This is a genomic window from Ornithinimicrobium avium, from assembly GCF_003351765.1.
GTDB classification, from domain to species: Bacteria; Actinomycetota; Actinomycetes; order Actinomycetales; family Dermatophilaceae; genus Ornithinicoccus; species Ornithinicoccus avius.
Map to the genome: position 1 here is coordinate 2,814,848 of NZ_CP031229.1, position 16,980 is coordinate 2,831,827.

Consider the following 16,980-nt stretch of genomic DNA (forward strand, 5'->3'; position numbering starts at 1 on the left):
GTCGCTCGTCGACCGGTTGACGCCCGGTCCGCGGGACGAGCCGTCTCGGGAGCGCCCACCGGACAGGAGCGGGGAAAGGTGATGGCTGGAGCAACCTTGACCCAGCCCGTGACGGATCGGACTGCCGCGGTGGCCAGACGCCGGAGGGCGGACATCCAGTGGCTCCGGGCGCTGGCGGTGCTCTCGGTCGTGGTGTTCCACGCCGGTGGCGCGGGGATCGCACCAGGCGGATTCGTCGGGGTCGACGTGTTCTTCGTCATCTCCGGCTACCTCATCCTGCGGGGCGTCGGCCAGGAGCTCGACCGAAATCACCACTTCGACGCTCGTGCGTTCCTGGCGAGGCGGGTGATGCGCATCCTGCCGATGCTGCTCCTGGTCATCGTGCTGACGGCGCTCGCCTCCTGGCTGATCCTGGGCCCGATCGACGCCTGGACGGCCCTGCAGGACCTGCAGTCGGCCGCGTTGCACTACGCCAACGTCCATCTCGCGGCCGCCCCCTCGGGCTACTTTGCGGCGGACCAGACATCGCCGGCGCTCCACCTGTGGTCCATCTCGGTGGAGGAGCAGTTCTACTTCTCCGTCGTGCTCCTGGGACTCTTCATGAGGACGACCACAGCTAAGCCGTGGATCGCGGTGATCGCCGGGATCGTGATCGTCTCCTTCGTCCTGTCGGCCACCGACGGGTCCGAGCAGGCCTACTACTGGCCCTGGACGCGCGCTTGGGAGCTCGGCGTCGGAGCGCTCCTCGGGCTGACCACCCGCGGACGCGTCCGCCCCTATCCGGCGCTGCTGCGCCACGGGGGACGAGCAGTGGGGGTGGGAATGATCCTTGTGGCCGTCATCCTGTACGACGCCTCCGTGCGGTTCCCGGGATGGGCAGCTCTCCTGCCGGTGCTCGGCGCGGCCCTGGCTATCCTTGCCGGTAATGGGTCGGACGAACAGCCCTCGGGCGGTGGCTCCGGGGCGATCGCTCGCCTGACTTCTCCGGGGCTTGTCCTGGGCGACGTTTCCTACTCGCTCTACCTCTGGCACTGGCCGGTCCTGGTGCTCTCCGCTGCCGCCCTGGGACGGAGCACCATCGGTGGTTCGTCGGCCATCGTGGCCGCCCTCGCCTCGGTCGTGCTCGCGGTCCTCTCGTACCACCTGATCGAAAGGCCTCTTATGACGAGTCCGGTTCGCAAGACCCAGCCCAGTCTGGTTATCGCTTACGGCGTCGCAGCATTCCTCGTCGTGGCTGCCTTGCTGGCACTGATGTGGTCCAGCATCAGGACGAGCGGTTCCGACGCCCCCGAGCCGTCGGGCTCGGTCACGGCGCCGCCGCGAACCGATTGGGTCGTGTCCGTCCCTGCTGACGCCGTGCCGGCAGACCTGACTCCGAGCCTGACGGAGGCTTCGTCGGCGCCGGTCTACGACGGGGACTGTCTAGGCGTCATGAACCTGACGGATAAGCCTGTGTGCTGGGCCGGTGATACCGGCTCGGAACGTGACGTCATCCTCTTCGGGGACTCGCACGCGGCCCACTTTGTGCCGGCGCTGGACACGATCGGCAAGGAGAGGGGGATGCGCGTGATGCCCATGGTGCTCAACGCTTGCCCATCCTTGCTGATACCCGTGGACCACCTGCCCGACGGCACGGCCAACCCTTACTGCGACAAGTGGCGGGAGCACCAGCTGGAGATCCTCGCGGACTCCGATCCGGAGGTCATCATCCTGTCTAACCAGACCCACCTCTACGAAGATCTGACGGCGGATCCGGACGCCGACCCTGCCCAGCTGCTCGAGGAGGGATTGTCCGGCCTGCTGGACCGTCTGCCGCAGGGAGTTCCTGTCGTGCTCATGAGTGACTCCATCACCTGGCCCGAGACGCCCGTCAACTGCCTTGCTGAGCACCTTGACGACGCCACAGCCTGCTCGTTGCCGCGTGATCACGAGCCTCTTTACACCGCAGCGTCCTATGCCGAGTTCGTGGGGGGTCGTGAGAACGTCCGGGTCGTCGACACCCTCGACCTCACCTGTGCGGATCAGTGCTACGCGCTGACCGACAGCTTGCTCATCTACCAGGACACCGACCACTTCAGTCAGGCCTTCGTGAAGTGGCTCACCCCCGCCCTCGAGGGCGCCATCTTCGGGAAGTGATGTGCCAATGAACATTCTCATCACCGGCGGAGCCGGTTTCATCGGCAGCAACCTGGCTCGCCAGGCGCTGGAGGCGGGGCACGACGTCAGTGTGCTGGACGACTTCTCCACAGGACTTCACAGCAACCTGGAGAATTTGGACCTGCGTCTCATCGAGGGCAGCCTCCTAGAGCCGACGCTGCTCGAGCGGGCCATGTCGGGCACCGATGCTGTCGTCCACCTCGCGGCTCTCGGCAGCGTCCCTAGGAGCGTGCAGCGGCCACTGCCGACGCACCATGCCAACGCCACCGGCACGCTGGCGGTGCTGGACCGCGCGGTCCAGGGGGGCCAGCACGTGATCGTCGCCTCTTCGTCATCCGTCTACGGAGCGAACCGCAAGCAGCCCAAGCAGGAGCACGACTGGGTGGCGCCGATGAGCCCCTACGCAGTGAGCAAGCTCGCGAGCGAGCACTATGCGCTCGCCTTCCAGGAATGCTACGGCTTGCCGGTGCTCCCGTTCAGATTCTTCAACGTCTATGGTGGGGCGCAGCGCGCCGACCACGCGTATGCGGCTGTCGTGCCGCTGTTCATCGACCGCCTGCTACGGGGTCTTCCTCTGCCGATCAACGGTGATGGGTCGCAGTCACGCGACTTCACCTACGTGGGATCCGTCTGCCGGATCGTCCTGGACGCGATCGAACGGCGGGTGACCAGCACATCACCGGTCAACTTGGCGTTCGGCGGTTCCACCACGATCTTGGAGCTTGCTCAGCTCCTTGGTGAGCTGGCGCAGGTCGAGCCAGTGCTGGAGCATAGGCAACCCCGCGCGGGCGACGTCCCGGCATCGCAGGCTGACGACGCGTTGCTGAGGGCGCTCTTCCCCGAGCAGGAGCCCGTGGAGTTGCGTGCCGGGCTCGAAGCGACCCTGCAGTGGTTCAATGCGGAGTTGGAGGCAGAGCGGCGGGTTCCCGGCCAGCGGTCGTGACTTTCAAGTAGCGCCCGATGCTGTCACGATTCCCCTGTGAAAAAATTCGGCCTGCTGCCGCGCATCGTCGTCGCCATCGTCCTGGGGATCGTGGTGGGGCTGTGGAGCCCGGACTGGTTCGTCCGGATCTTCGAGACGTTCAACGGGATCTTCAGCAGCTTCCTGACGTTCATCATCCCGCTGATCATCGTCGGGCTCATCACGCCGGCGATCTCCGAGCTGGGCAAGGGCGCGGGCAAGTGGCTGGGCATCACCGCCGCGATCGCCTACGGGTCCACGCTGTTCGCCGGGTTCCTGGCGCTGGCGGTGTCCATGACGGTCTTCCCGCGCATGCTGCAGCCGGGCTCCTTCACCGAGGTCGTCAACCCGGCGGAGGCCCTGCTGGGCCCCTACTTCACCGTCGAGATGCCGCCGGTCTTCGGCGTGATGACCGCCCTGGTCATCTCCTTCGTGCTCGGCGTCGGCATGACCCTGCTGCAGACCGACACCATGCACAAGGGGTTCGTCGAGCTGCGCTCCATCATCGAGATCGTCATCTCCGCGATCATCATCCCGCTGCTGCCGCTCTACATCTTCGGCATCTTCGCCAACATGGCCGCGGCCGGCCAGGTGTGGGACGTCGTGACCACCTTCGCCAGCGTCATCGTCCTCGTGCTCTCGCTGACCGTGGTGCTGCTGCTCATCCAGTACTTCGTCGCCGGCGCGATCGCGAAGAAGAACCCGCTGACCTCGCTGCGGACGATGATGCCCGCCTACGCCACGGCGCTGGGCACCTCCTCCTCGGCGGCCACCATCCCGGTCACCCTGCGCCAGGCGGTGAAGATGGGCGTCAGCCGGCCCGTCGCCTCGTTCGTGGTGCCGCTGTGCGCGACGATCCACCTGGCCGGCTCGACGACCAAGATCGTCTCCTTCTCGCTGGCGGTGATGTTCCTCGCCGACGTCCCGGTCAACATCCCGGTCTTCATCGGCTTCATCTTCATGCTCGGCATCACGATGGTCGCGGCGCCCGGCGTGCCCGGCGGTGCGATCTTCGCCGCCTCCGGCCTGCTCACCTCGATGCTCGGGTTCACCGAGCCGCAGGTCGGCCTGATGATCGCGACCTACATCGCGATCGACTCCTTCGGCACGGCCACCAACATCACCGGTGACGGCGCCATCGCCATGGTCGTGGACACGCTCAGCGGCGACGACCTGGAGCGCGACCTGCTCGTGGAGGACGAGGAGGGCCGGCTCATCGCCGTCCCGGACGAGGGCGAGCCCTACCTGCAGGACAAGGACTGACCGGCCGGTCTGCGCACGTCCGTCCGCCGGGCACGGCAGAGTAGGGGGCATGCGCGAACGGCGAGCGGCACCCCAGAGCCCCGAGGACGCGGTGCGGGCGTATGCCGCCGCGCGCCCGCAGGTGGAGGCGGCCACCCAGGGGTATGTCGAGCTCGTCACCACGCTGCTGGACGAGGCCGGCATCGACTACCTGACGGTGACCGGCCGGACCAAGAGCGTCGAGTCGTTCGCGGGCAAGGCCTCGCGCACCGTCGACGGCAGGCCGGTCTTCTCCGACCCGCTCACCCAGATCACCGACCAGGTCGGGCTGCGGGTGGTCACCTACGTGCTGGCCGACGTGGACGCCGTCGCGGACCTGCTCGCCGCCCAGCTGCACGTCATCGACGACCGCGACATGGGCCTGGAGACCGCGCAGGCGGGCGGGTTCGGCTACCAGAGCCGGCACGTGCTCCTCGAGCTCGACGCGGAGCGCACCGGGCGGCAGGAGTGGTCGGCGCTCGCCGGCCGGACCGCGTCGGTGCAGGTCCGCACGGTGCTGCAGCACGCCTGGGCCGAGTTCGAGCACGACACCCGCTACAAGGGGACGATCCCCGAGGAGTACGCCCCTGACCTGGACCGGCGCTTCACCTTGGCCGCGGGGCTGCTGGAGCTGGCCGACCGGGAGTTCGTCACGATCCGGGACCGGCTGCGGCAGAGCGCGCCGGGGCAGGCGGACGAGGCCGACGAGGACCCCAGGATCAGTGCGCGGGACCTGGCCGCCTTCCTCGCCGGACGCTTCCCCGACGCCGGCTGGTCGCGCACCGAGCACTACGGGTGGACCTCGGCGCTGCTGCTCGAGCTGGGCATCACCTCGCTGGCCGAGCTCGGCGAGGCACTCTCGACTCAGGACACCACCGCACTCAACGCCCGGATGGACTACCGCTACCCGCCCGGCGCGGTGCGGCGCCTCGACGACGCGCTCCTGGCGCTCTACGGCGAGCGGTATGTCGCGCTCACCGGCAACGCGCACCGGCTCGCCCTGCTGACTGCTCGGCTGGAGCGGATGCGGCAGGAGTGAACGCGGTCGGAGAGCCTGGGAAGGAGGGTCGGCCGGAGCAGACCCCTTGCGCATCGACCCCCTGCGCGCGGCTGATGTCGCGGATCGTCGACGACGCACGGGTCGTTCGGTACGGTTGCTCGGCACGGTCGCTCCGCGCGGGTTGTCGCAAGCAGCGTCCGACGACTCCGTCGACGATCGGCGACATCGCCAGCGAGGGGCGGGCGGTCTGTTCTTGTCCTCAGTTCCCCAAGGCTTGTTCTCCGGCTGGTCGCACCTCAGATCATCAGGAGCTAGGCGGGTTCGGTCCCCAGCTCGACGCAGGGTGGGTCCGGGGCGAAGAGATTAGGGTCCTCCTCCGGCCCGGGCCTCGGGACAGGATGGATGCTGGGGATGTGGGCCCACCCGAAGACCTCGCTCACCTCGCCCATGACCGCGGCGATCGGTGTTCCTGCGGGGAGGTCTGCGTGCAGACGGATATCGTCGAACTCGTTCTCCAGCCCCTCGACGACGGGACCTACCGCCCACACGCGCGTGGCGCCGTGGCTGCGCAGGACGGCGACGACCTCGTCGAGGTGCGCCAGGAGGACCTGTCCCAGCGGTCCTTGCAGCTGGTCGGCCGCCAGCACCCGACGGACCAGGCAGATGGTGGAGACGTCGAAACCCAGCGGCGCCAGGAGCCTGCGCAGGGTCTGGATGGACGGGTCCCGCGCGCCGCGCTCATAGTCGGAGAAGACGCTGCGGGCGATGTGGCAGCGGAGGCTGGCGTCACTCTGGGTCATGCGGGCGAGGGTGCGAGCGCGCTTGAGGATGACGGAGGCACGGGGACCCACGACCTCGGTGGAGACGATCTGCATGGCCTTATCGGAGCAGAACGAGCCGGGACGCGTCTGGTTCTGTCCACAGGGACGCTAGACCTCGACGAGGCCACGACGGCGCAGGTAGCCGAGCGCGGCGCGCTGGCCGCTGACCATCGCCCCGTCGAGGGAGGCGGTGTCCATGTGGTCGCCGGCCAGGATGAGACCGTCCGCGACGGCCAGGTCCGCACGCTCCCGGAACGGGGCGGGCTGCAGGGGCACCGAGTAGGGGATGTCGTCGCGGCGCAGCAGCCGCCAGGCCGTGGTGTTGGTCCGGTAGATCTGGCGCAGCTGGCGCATCACGGTGAAGTCGTCGACCGGCTCCTGGCCCGGTGCCAGGAGGGTGCTGGCCTGCACCAGGTGCCAGCCCTCGGGGGCGTAGCCGGGAGCGACGTTGCTCAGCACCGCGGAGCTGACGATCGGACCGCGCTCCTCACGGACGTCGACGATCACCGCCGCGAGGTCCGTGGGCGGCTCGGGAGCGGCATACCAGTGGGTGGTCTGCCCCTTGCCGGTGGCGACCGGTCGGTCGGTCAGCCGGCCGGCCGTGGTGGGGTCGGTGGCGACGACGACGAGGTCGGCCCGCACGCGTTCCCCGGCGGCGGTGCGGACCGAGCCGGGCGAGACCTCGACCACCTCGGTGTCGAGCTCGACGGGCACCAGCAGCTGCGCGGCGAGCTGCTCCGGCACCGCCTGCATGCCCTGCGCGGGCAGGACCGGCGTGCTGGACATGAGACTTCTGACGACCCGGCGCGCGAACCGCGTCGACGTGCTGCCGTCGTCCTCCAGTAGGATGCCGGCCAGCAGGGTGTCGACGAGGCGACGCAGCGGGCCGTGCAGACCCGCCTCGTCCATCGAGCTGCTGCGCTCGAGGTCCACCGAACCGTCGGCCGGCGACGCGTCGCCGGTCGAGATCCACCGGGCCAGCGCGGTGACGCTGGCCGGGTGCAGCTTGCCCGAGCGCAGGGTCTGCGCGAGGAACTGCGGCTCGCGGCGAGGATCGGCCACGACGAGCAGCTCGTGGGTGCGGTCGGAGCGCACCCCCACGCCGGCCGTGAACTTGCGCGGGTCCAGCTCGGCCAGGTCCACGTGCGCCTTGACCATCGGGTAGCCGGGGTTGAGCACCTGGAATCCCCGGTCCAGCAGGAAGCCGTCCACCCGGTCGGTGCGCACCCGGCCGCCCACGGCGTCCGAGGCCTCGAGGACACGGACGGGGACGCCGTGGCTCTGCAGGGACAGCGCGCAGGTCAGGCCGGCGAGGCCTGCTCCTACGATGACGACGTTACTCTCCCCGGGCATGGGTTCAGGCTAGGTGCACGCGTCCGCGACCGCAGGTCGAGCGCGGGGCGGGCACGTCCGGCCGGGCAGCCCCGCCCCGGGTGGCACCATGGGGGCGTGCGGACGCAGGGCGAGGCGCGGGTCGAGCTGACGGCCAGGATCGAGCTGTGCCACGCCGCGCTCCAGCACCTCGCCGACCGGGTCGGTGCGGACGTCCTGCACGTCAAGGGCCTGGCCTTCGAGCCGCAGTGGCGCTCACGGGGCGCCGGGACCGACGCCGACCTGCTCGTGCGGCCCTCCCACGTGCGCCGCCTCGTCGGGGCGCTGGATCAGGCCGCCTGGCACCGACGCTCGCGCTTCCACACCGGGTCGCCGTTCGGGCACGCGCAGACCTACTGGCACGACCACCTGGGCTATGCCGACGTGCACCGGTTCTTCCCGGGGATGTCCGCTGACGAGGCGACCTTCGACGTGCTGTGGGCCGACCGTGAGGTCGTCACGCTGGGCGGCGTGCCGAACCCGGTCCCCTCGCAGGCGGGTCAGGCGCTGGTGTTCCTGCTCAACGAGACGCGCAACGGGGCCACGGCGGACGACCAGCCGCGGCTGGCTGCGCTGCGCGACTCAGCCATGGGCGCGCAGGTGCGTGCGCTCGTGCCCCGCGTCGGCGCGGAGGTGGCGCACGCCGCGGCGCTGGGGGAGCTGGACCGTGTGCGGGACCGTCGCGAGCACGACCTGTGGAGGGCCATCACGACGGGCTCGGGCCGGGTCGAGGAGTGGCGGGCGCGGGTCAAGGCGCAGCCCACCCTCGTCGGCAAGGTCGCCACGGCGCTGCGCGCCCCGCTGGTCAACACCGAGCACCTCGCCAACACCCGTGGCCACGACCCGTCACCCGTGGAGGTGGCCGTCGAGTTCGTCGACCGGGGGCGGCGGGGGCTGCTCGAGCTCTGGGCTGCGCGGGGCGCGGGCCGCGACGCTGGAGGCGACGGGTGAGCGGCGCGGGGGACGCGAAGGAACAGACGTCGACGTGGCAGCGGGACCCGGCCTGGGGTGTGGCTGACCGGCCGGAGGAGGGCGACCACGGCGGACGGGTCTACGTCGCGCCGCTGGACACCGGCATCATCCACGTGCTGGCCGGGCCGGCGGCCGTCGTCTGCCGCGGCGCCCTGGCCGGGCACGACGTGGACGCGATCCGCGAGGTCGCGGCGCGGGAGCTGGACGTGGAGCGGGACGACGTCGACCCGGCAGCTGTCCGCGAGCTCCTGGACGAGCTCGTCAGCATGGGGCTCCTGCGGCGAGGCTGAAGAGGCTCAGCCGCTGCCGTTGCGGCGGTCCAGGCGCTGACGGGCGCGGCTCCTGAACTCCAGCGCCTCACCTCCGTCGACGGCGCGCTCGGCGCGCGCGCTCGCAGCAGCCTCGGCGTGGGGACGCGACTTGGACATGCGCTTGTCGCGCTTGCCCTGGCGCCGCTTGCGCTTGCGCGGGCCGTCGGGGCGGGTGGAGGCGTGCTCGCCGCCGTAGTAGCTGTAGTAGGCCGACGGCTGGGCGGGCGCCTTGGTCAGCACGAAGCCGGCGACGTGGGTGCCGGTGGTCTCCAGCACGCGCATGGCCTCGGAGACGTGCCGTTTGCGGGTCTCCCCGCTGGCCACGACCATGAGCATGCCGCCGGTGAGCTTCTCGATGACCATGGCGTCGGTCACGGGCAGCACCGGCGGGGTGTCGACGAGGATGAAGTCGTACTGCTCGCTGAGGCGCTCGAAGAGCTCGTGCATCTTGCTGGAGCCGAGCAGCTCGCTGGGGTTCGGCGGGACCTCGCCGGCGGTGAGGACGTGCAGGTTGTTGCCGCCCCAGGGCTGCACGACGTCGTGGACGTCGGCGTCACCGAGCAGCACGGTCGTCAGGCCGACGCCGCCCTCGAGGCCGAGCGTGGTGCCCACCGACGGGTGGCGCAGGTCCGCGTCGATGAGGAGGACCTTGGTGCCGGCGTCGGACATCGCCAGGGCCAGGTTGACCGCCGTAGTGGTCTTGCCCTCGCCGGGCAACGTGGAGCTGATGACGAAGGAGTGCTTGCCGGTGGTGACGTCGACGAACATCATGTTGGTCCGCAGCTGCCGGACCGCCTCGGCCTGCGGGCCGAACGGGTCCAGCTCGAGGTAGATCGAGTGCGCGTCGTCGGCCTTGCGCATCGGGATCGTGCTGAGCACCGGGCGGTCGCTGATCGCCTCGACGTCGGCGGTCCCGCGGACCCGCTGGTCCAGCGCCTGCCGGGCCAGCGCGAAGGCGACGCCGAGCAGCAGGCCGGCGAGGGCTCCCAGCGCGAGGTTGCGCTCCGGGTCCGGCTCGACCGGACGCCCCGGCACGGCGGCGGGCACGACGGTCTCCGCGGAGACCGCGCTGCCGCTCATCTGCAGCATCGGGGAGAAGTTGCGCGCGACCGCGGCCAGCTGCTGGGGCACGGCCGTGGCGGCGTCGGCGGCGACCTGGGGGTCGTGGGCACGCACGGTGACGTCGATGAGCGGGGTGTCGCCGGAGCGGCTGGCCTGCACCTGGAGCATGGTGCCGGGACCGACCCCGAGCTGCTCGCGCACCGGGTCCAGCACGATCGGGGAGGTCGCGACCTGGATGACCGTGGCCAGCTCGGCGGCGGGCATGTTGTAGACGTTGGTCGACTCGGTCTGGTTGTTGGCCAGCAGGTAGACCCGTGAGCTCGACTGGTAGACCGGCTGGATCTGCAGGGTGAGGTAGGCGGTCGCGGCGACGACGACGAGCATCGTGGCCACGACGATGCGCCACCGCGTGCGCAGCGTCAGCAGCAGGTCGCGGACGGTCACGGGGCCCTCCTCCCGCTCAGGTGCATGGTCGACCACCCGTAGTCTATGCGCATGAAGGTGCTCCGCCTGTTCCACAGCGGGGTGATGACCGCATGGAGACAGCGTGAGCGTGGGCTGAGGGGGCTCGGCCACGACGTGCTGCTGCTCTCCGCGCGCCGCTGGGACGAGGGCGGCTCGGTCGTCACCCTCACCGGCGACCCCGCGGACCCGCTGGAGCCGGAGGGGTCCGTCGAGGCGGTCGCGACGGTGGGCCGGCACCCGGCCCTGTTCGCCTACGACCCGCGGCCGCTCTGGCGGGCGATGGGGCAGCGGTGGGACGTGCTGGACCTGCACGAGGAGCCCTTCGCGGTCAGCACCCTCGAGGCGCTCGTGCTCCGGGCGCTGCGGCGCCAGCGGGCGCCCTACGCCCTCTACTCGGCGCAGAACATCGAGAAGCGCTATCCGGTCCCGTTCCGCTGGTGGGAGCGCTGGGCCCTGCGGCACGCCCGGGCGGTCGTCGCGTGCAACGAGCGGGCGGGGGAGATCTGCGTGCGCAAGGGGTTCCCCGGCGTGCCCGACATCGTCCCGCTCGGGGTCGACGTGGAGCGCTTCGCCCCCGCCGACCGCGAGCCGCCCGCGGCCGTCGACCCCGTGCAGGTCGGCTACGTCGGCAGGCTCGCGGCGCACAAGGGTGTCGGCGTGCTCCTGGACGCGGTCGCGGCCTACCCCGACCTGCGGCTGACGGTGGTCGGCGCGGGACCGCAGGAGGAGCAGCTGCGCGAGCGCGCGGCATACCCGGACCTTGGCGACCGGGTGAGCTTCGCGGGAGCGGCGACGCAGGAGGAGCTGCCCGCGCTGCTGGCGGGGCTGGACGTGCTCGCGGTGCCGTCGTTGACGACGCCGGGGTGGGTGGAGCAGTTCGGCCGGGTGGTGGTCGAGGCGATGGCGGCGGGGGTGCCGGTCGTGGCGAGCGACTCCGGTGCGCTGCCCGAGGTCGTCGGGGACGCGGGCGTGCTGGTGCCGGAGGGCGACGCGGCCGCGCTGGGGGAGGCGCTCCTGCGGGTCGGCCGTGAGCCCGGACTGTGGGAGCGGCTGCGGAGGGCCGGGCTGGAGCGGGCGCAGGAGTGCTCGTGGGAGAGGGTCGCCGCGCGCTACGACGAGGTCTACCGCCGGATGACCAAGGTGGCCCGCAGCGAGGCGGCCGACGCGGGCGACCCGGAGGTGGTCGTGGTGGCGTACGGCTCGACGGGGCTGCTGCGCGCGGCGCTGGAGCCGGTGCGCGAGCTCGACGTGACGGTGGTCGACAACTCCTCGCTGCCGCAGGTCCGCGCGCTGTGCGAGGAGCTGGGCGTGCGCTATCTCGACCCCGGGTGGAACGGCGGGTTCGGCGCGGGCGTCAACCACGCCCTGGCGCGCCGGCTGCGCCCTGGTGCCGACGTGCTGCTGCTCAACCCGGACGCGGTGGTCCCGGTCGAGGGCGTGCGCGCGCTGCACGCGGCGCTGCGGGCAGAGCCGGACCTGGCGAGCGTCGCGCCGGCGCAGGTCGACGGGGACGGGTGGCCGGCGAGGGTGGCGTGGCCGTTCCCCTCACCGCTGGGCTCGTGGCTCGAGGCGGTGGGGCTGGGTCGGGTGAACGACCGGCGGCCGGACTACGTCATCGGGTCCGTGCTGATGCTGCGCGCGGAGGCGCTGGAGCAGGTCGGCACCCTGGACGAGGCCTTCTTCCTCTATGCCGAGGAGACCGACTGGGCCAGGCGAGCGGCGCTGATGGGCTGGCGGCACCGGCTGGTGCCCGAGGTGACCGCGACGCACGTCGGCGCGGCCACCTCGAGCGACCCGCAGCGGCGGGAGACCCACTTCCACGCCGGGCAGGAGCGCTATCTGCGCAAGCACTTCGGCGACGCGGGGTGGCAGGTGGCGCGCGCCGCCCAGCTGGCCGGGGCGGCCGTGCGCTCGGTCGTGCTGCCGGGCGGGCGCGGGCGCGCCGCCAGGGCACGTGCCGGGCTGCTCGCGCGGGGGCCCCTGTCCGTCGAGCGTCAACACTTCCCCCGCGGGGCTCGACCTGACCACCCCCGTCGCGAGAGGGTGGACGCATGACGACGACCTGGCGCGACATCGTCGGCCGCGTGGGCATCGGTGCCCTCGTGGTCGCCGCCGTGGCGCTGACCCTCGGCGTCGCCTGGCTCGTGCCGCAGCAGCCGCTTGTCGCCGTGGGCGTCGCGCTGGTCGTGCTCGTCGCGATCGCGGCGCTGGTCAACCCGGTCACGCTGCCGCTGCTGGCGATGCCGCTGATCGTGGTGGTGGCGCGCGTCGGCGGCGGCGGTGTGGACCTGACGCTGTCGGACGTGATGCTGGCGCTCGCATTCTGGCCCGCGGTGCTGCTGTCGCCCAGACCGTTCAGTAAGGAGCTGCGCGCTCTGCTGTGGCTCAACGCGGTCTATCAGGTGCTGACGCTGTTCACCCTGATCGCCAACCCGTTCCTCGCCAACACTGTGGACTGGTTCCACAACTGGCTGCTCGTCTCGGGGGCGCTGATCGTCGGCTGGGCGGTCGGGCGGTCAGGTGCGGGTCGTACCGGGACGCGGCTTTTCCTGGCCGCCACGGCCGTCCTGGCCGTGCTTGGCCTCGTCGAGGCTGCGACCTACTACGTGAGGGGAGACTTCGCACCCCTCTATCCGACCCGGCCGTTCGATATGCACAAGAACTACTTCGGATCGCTGATGTCCTTTGCGGCGCTGATGCTCTACGCCCGCCCGGCCTGGCTTGGGCTGTCGAGGACTGTCGCCCATGCCGGTTTCTGGCTCTGCGTGGCGGCGCTGGGCGTTTCGCAGTCCAGGCAGGCGATCGTCGCGCTGGCCGTTGGCCTCGTGCTCGTGGCCTTCAAAGGGCGCCACGAACGGGGCCGCGGTTGGCTGAGCATCTTCCTGGGCATCCCGGCGCTCGCGGTGGTGGCTACCCTCGTCCGTGACCAGATCGCCTCGGGCAACCAGCACAACTCCTACTTCCAACGCCTCGAGTGGTACGACCAGAGCATCGCCAACTGGCAGACATCCCCGTGGTTCGGTCTGGGGCTTCGCTACTGGACCGAGGGACGCGGACTGCACAATTTCCACCCGCCGCAGGTGTTCCTCGAGGTGCTGGCGACGACGGGCGTCGTGGGCCTGCTCGGCTTTGTCGTGATGGCCGTCGGCATGATCGCCGTGCTCTGGCGCGTGCCGGGGGTCAGCGGTGCCCTCGCCCTGTCGACCCTGGTCGCTCGACTGGTGCAGGGCCAGTTCGACATCTTCTGGTTGAGCCCCACGACAAGCATCCCGTTCCTGCTGATCGGAGTGTTGCTGGGAGTCCTGGCTATGAGCCGGACCGACGAGCTGTCCGAGCGACAAGTAGCCGGTCCAGCACAGGTCACCGCATGAAGATCCGCCACCTTGTACTCACTGCATCGTTCGCTGGAGCCGAGCAGCACGTCTGCGGGCTCGCGAACGCCCAGGCGCGTCACGGTCACGACGTCGAGGTCTGGGGAGGCGACTCTGCCGCGATGCGCGAGCGGCTCGCCGGAAACGTGTCGTTCGCGCCCTGCCGCGGCATAGGGGAAGCGCTGCGGCTGTCCCGACTCGCGAGCCGGGTCGACATTCTTCACGCGCACATGACCAAGGCGGAGGTTGCGGCGACGGCGGCGGCCCGGCTCTTCACCCATCCTGCGCGCGTCGTCACCACGCGCCACTTCGCCGCCGTGCGAGGTGCGAGCCTTCGGGGCCACATGGCGCGGCCCTTCTTACGCAGGGCGGTGGCGACGCAGATCGCCGTCAGCGCATTCGTGGCGGCGAACATCGATGGCGATTCGACGGTCGTCTACGCTGGCGTCGACCCGCAGGTTGAGGTGACTCGACCCCGGGAGGACGTCATCCTGGTCGCCCAACGGCTGTCTCCTGAAAAGCGCACGCTTGATGCACTGGATGCCTTTGCGGCGTCAGGTCTGGCCGCACAAGGGTGGCGGCTCGAAATCGCGGGTCGTGGGTCCCAGCACGACGCGCTGGTCGCTCGGGCGACGAGCCTGGGTCTGGGAGAGCAGCTCGTCTTCCTGGGTTTCGTCGACGACCTGGCCGATCGGATGCGTCGCGCCGCGATGGTCCTGGCAACGGCAACGGCGGAGCCGTTCGGTCTCACCGTCGTCGAGGCCATGGCTCATGGCACTCCTGTGGTTGCCTCAGCCAGCGGTGGACACCTTGAGACCGTGGGGCTGGTCGGCGACCGCTTCCTCTTCGCGCCAGGCCGCACTGACGAAGCTGGGCACATGCTCGCCGTCATGGCGGCCGACGCCGCGGCGAGCTCCGTATATGGGCGAGAGCTTCGCGCCGTGCAGCGGGAGCGGTTCACGCCTGATCGCCAGTACACCGACACCCAGACCGTCTACGAAAAGGTCCTGGCAACGTGAGGGACGTTGTAGTGATCTCGCTCGAGGTCTGGGACGAGGTCTGGCGCCGTAACCAGCACCTCGTCGCCGGGCTGCTGCGCGCCGGGCACGTGCGGCGGGTGCTCTTCGTCGAGCCACCGGTCGACGTGGGGCACAGCCTGCGCGGCGGACGCCTGCCCGGCCGCTCCGGCCTGCGACGCATCGCAGTGGAGGGCACGGATGCGAAGGTCTGGGCGCTGCGCCCCACCAAGTGGTTGCCCCGCAGGATCGACGCAGGCGGTGACCGCCGGCGCGCCGGGCTGGTCGCGCGGACTGCTCCCCGACTGGGCATGACGGACCCGGTGCTCTGGGTGAACGACCCGGGCGGCGCCGAGGTGCTGGCCGTCACCGGATGGCCCGCGCTCTATGACATCACCGACGACTGGCTGGTGGCAGACCGCCCTGCGGCAGAGCTGACACGCCTGCGACGGCAGGAGACGTATCTCTTCGACCACTGTCGGGAGGTCGTCGTCTGCTCCGAAGGACTGCGACGCACGAAGTCGGCACTGCGGGAGGTCGTTCTGATCCCGAACGCGGTCGACCTGGAGCCCTACCGCACCCTCCAGCCGCGGCCGGAGGATCTTCCCACGGGCCTGGTGGCGCTCTACCTGGGGACGGCCCACCGGGACCGCGTCGACGTCGACCTGTGCGTGGCGACCGCCCGAGCGCTGAGCCACCCACCTGGTGGCCGCCCCGGGACGGTCGTCCTCGTCGGTCCGGCCCCGCTGCCGGCCCCGGACCTCGCGGCTCTCCGCGCCGCCGGGGTGCAGGTCCTGGGTCCCCGCGCGAGCGAGCAGGTGCCGGCCTACCTGCAGCACGCGGACGTGCTCCTCGTGCCGCACGTGCTGACCGACTTCACCATGTCGCTGGACCCGATCAAGGCCTACGAGTACAGGGCGGCGCGGCGTCAGGTCGTCGCGACCCCGGTGGCCGGGTTCGTCGACGTCGACGATCCTCTCGTGCAGGCGGTGTCCGCGGCGGCCTTCCCCGGGGCCGTGACGGCCGCGACCGCGGACGTGGTGCCGTGGTCGCCCGACCTTCCTGACGACATACCCTCCTGGACGATACGGGTCGAGCAGATGGCGGACGTGCTGGACCGCGTCGCCGGAGGTCACGAGTGAAGAGCCACAGCATCATCACGTTCGTCTCGCACACGAACAAGCCAGGGGGCGGAGAGCTGGCGTTGCGCCGCTATCTCGAGGCAACCGAGCTGCCCGTCCGCCTCGTCACCATGGAGCCCGGGGGGGTCTGGGAGGGGCTCGGGCGTGAGACGGTCCACGCGAAGGGTGCGCTGGGACTCCGGAGGGCACTGCGAGGGGGCGGCCTCGTCGTGGCGAACTCGATGCGCGCCGCCTTCCTCGTCGCCCTGCTGGCGCCGCGGCGGACCCGGCTCGTCTACTGGGTCCGGGACGGGCTCACCGACAGCGCCATGTCGCCTCTTGCGCTCGCCCTGACCAAGCACGTGACTGCCCGGAGGGTGAGCCACTACGTGGCGAACTCGCGGTGGACCGCGGGCACCGTCCAGGATGCTCTCGGCGTCAGCGATGAGCGGATCGACGTCGTCTACTCGATGTGCGGGGTCACCCAAGAGATGCTGGACCGGCCTCCGCGGACCGAGCCGCCCGCGCCGCTGAGGCTCCTCTTCCTCGGGCGCATCTCACCGTGGAAGGCGCCCGACGTCGCTATCAGGGCGCTGGCGCCGCTGCGTGAGCTCGGGATCGAGGCGACGCTGACCGTCGCGGGAGGGTCGCACTTCGGCGAGGACGAGTATGCAGCGAAGGTCGCGGCGCTCGCCGGGGCCGAGCCAGGTGTGCGCCTGCTCGGGCACGTCGACGACGTCCAGGCGCTGCTCGACTCGCACGACATCCTCGTGCACTGCTCGATCGTGCCGGAGCCGTTCGGGCAGGTGATCGTGCAGGGGCTGGCGGCAGGACTGCCAGTTGTCGGCACCGACCACGGTGCTCCTCGCGAACTCCTTGATGCGGCACCAACATGCGTGCTTTACCGGGAGGGTGATCCAGTCGCACTTGCAAATGCCCTTGGCTCGTCGCTGGCACATTTCGAGGGCTTGAGGGCTTGGGGTCTGCGCCGGTCAGCGGCCTTCACTGATCAACGGGCCGCCATGCGGGCTGATTCTGTTCTCGATTCCTTGCGCATCAAAGGTCTCTAGA

Annotated in this window: 14 protein-coding genes; 11 read left to right on the top strand and 3 right to left on the bottom strand. The window is 70.7% G+C overall.

The genetic code is table 11. The features are described 5' to 3' along the window. Nucleotides 1–96 precede the first annotated feature (96 nt). Genes DV701_RS12780 through DV701_RS12795 form a run of 4 tightly spaced genes read left to right on the top strand, consistent with a single transcriptional unit; the run spans nt 97 to nt 5,438 of the window. Nucleotides 97–2,136 (top strand): acyltransferase family protein, encoded by a 2,040-nt coding sequence (locus DV701_RS12780; RefSeq protein WP_162803013.1) that lies wholly within the window; start codon nt 97–99, stop codon nt 2,134–2,136. A 7-nt stretch (nt 2,137–2,143) separates the two neighbouring features. After that, nucleotides 2,144–3,100 (top strand): NAD-dependent epimerase/dehydratase family protein, encoded by a 957-nt coding sequence (locus tag DV701_RS12785; RefSeq protein ID WP_114928767.1) that lies wholly within the window; start codon nt 2,144–2,146, stop codon nt 3,098–3,100. A 36-nt stretch (nt 3,101–3,136) separates the two neighbouring features. Beyond that, nucleotides 3,137–4,381, top strand: coding sequence for a dicarboxylate/amino acid:cation symporter (locus DV701_RS12790; RefSeq protein WP_114928769.1), 1,245 nt, complete (start codon nt 3,137–3,139; stop codon nt 4,379–4,381). A 49-nt stretch (nt 4,382–4,430) separates the two neighbouring features. Beyond that, nucleotides 4,431–5,438 (top strand): GTP pyrophosphokinase, encoded by a 1,008-nt coding sequence (locus DV701_RS12795; protein ID WP_114928771.1) that lies wholly within the window; start codon nt 4,431–4,433, stop codon nt 5,436–5,438. 272 nt (nt 5,439–5,710) lie between these two features. On the opposite strand, the gene DV701_RS12800 is transcribed toward DV701_RS12795, so the two are convergent. Together DV701_RS12800 and DV701_RS12805 are read right to left on the bottom strand one after the other, a co-directional pair. Continuing rightward, on the bottom strand, nt 5,711–6,274 hold the full coding sequence (locus DV701_RS12800) for a helix-turn-helix domain-containing protein (RefSeq protein WP_114928773.1): 564 nt from the start codon (nt 6,272–6,274) through the stop codon (nt 5,711–5,713). Between the two features lie 54 nt (nt 6,275–6,328). Next, a complete protein-coding gene (locus DV701_RS12805) occupies nt 6,329–7,573 on the bottom strand; it encodes an NAD(P)/FAD-dependent oxidoreductase (RefSeq protein WP_114928775.1) in 1,245 nt (414 codons plus the stop codon). 96 nt (nt 7,574–7,669) lie between these two features. Between DV701_RS12805 and DV701_RS12810 the strand changes: the two genes are divergently transcribed. Continuing rightward, nucleotides 7,670–8,542, top strand: coding sequence for a 2-nitropropane dioxygenase (locus tag DV701_RS12810; protein WP_114928777.1), 873 nt, complete (start codon nt 7,670–7,672; stop codon nt 8,540–8,542). Continuing rightward, nucleotides 8,539–8,853 carry a hypothetical protein gene (locus DV701_RS12815; RefSeq protein ID WP_114928779.1) on the top strand — a complete coding sequence of 105 codons (315 nt, stop codon included), beginning with the start codon at nt 8,539–8,541 and terminating at the stop codon, nt 8,851–8,853. The genes DV701_RS12810 and DV701_RS12815 overlap by 4 nt, the downstream gene beginning before the upstream one ends. A 6-nt stretch (nt 8,854–8,859) precedes the next feature. On the opposite strand, the gene DV701_RS12820 is transcribed toward DV701_RS12815, so the two are convergent. Then, nucleotides 8,860–10,380, bottom strand: a complete 1,521-nt coding sequence (locus DV701_RS12820) for a polysaccharide biosynthesis tyrosine autokinase (protein ID WP_162803015.1) — start codon at nt 10,378–10,380, stop codon at nt 8,860–8,862. Nucleotides 10,381–10,431: 51 nt separating this feature from the next. On the opposite strand from DV701_RS12820, the gene DV701_RS12830 reads away from it, so the two are divergent. From DV701_RS12830 to DV701_RS12850, 5 genes are read left to right on the top strand one after another with little or no spacing between them, the layout of a single operon-like run. Beyond that, nucleotides 10,432–12,456, top strand: a complete 2,025-nt coding sequence (locus DV701_RS12830; RefSeq protein ID WP_228255022.1) for a glycosyltransferase — start codon at nt 10,432–10,434, stop codon at nt 12,454–12,456. Next, nucleotides 12,453–13,772: an O-antigen ligase family protein gene (locus tag DV701_RS12835; protein WP_114928783.1), complete on the top strand. Its 1,320-nt coding sequence runs from the start codon at nt 12,453–12,455 to the stop codon at nt 13,770–13,772. Before DV701_RS12830 ends, DV701_RS12835 begins: the two co-directional genes overlap by 4 nt. Then, a complete protein-coding gene (locus DV701_RS12840; RefSeq protein WP_114928785.1) occupies nt 13,769–14,791 on the top strand; it encodes a glycosyltransferase family 4 protein in 1,023 nt (340 codons plus the stop codon). Before DV701_RS12835 ends, DV701_RS12840 begins: the two co-directional genes overlap by 4 nt. Beyond that, the gene (locus DV701_RS12845; RefSeq protein WP_114928787.1) at nt 14,788–15,930 is read left to right on the top strand and encodes a glycosyltransferase; all 1,143 of its coding nucleotides are present in this window, start codon (nt 14,788–14,790) and stop codon (nt 15,928–15,930) included. Before DV701_RS12840 ends, DV701_RS12845 begins: the two co-directional genes overlap by 4 nt. After that, entirely contained in the window at nt 15,927–16,979 is a 1,053-nt protein-coding gene (locus tag DV701_RS12850; RefSeq protein ID WP_114928789.1) for a glycosyltransferase family 4 protein, read from the top strand. The genes DV701_RS12845 and DV701_RS12850 overlap by 4 nt, the downstream gene beginning before the upstream one ends. Nucleotide 16,980 lies beyond the last annotated feature (1 nt).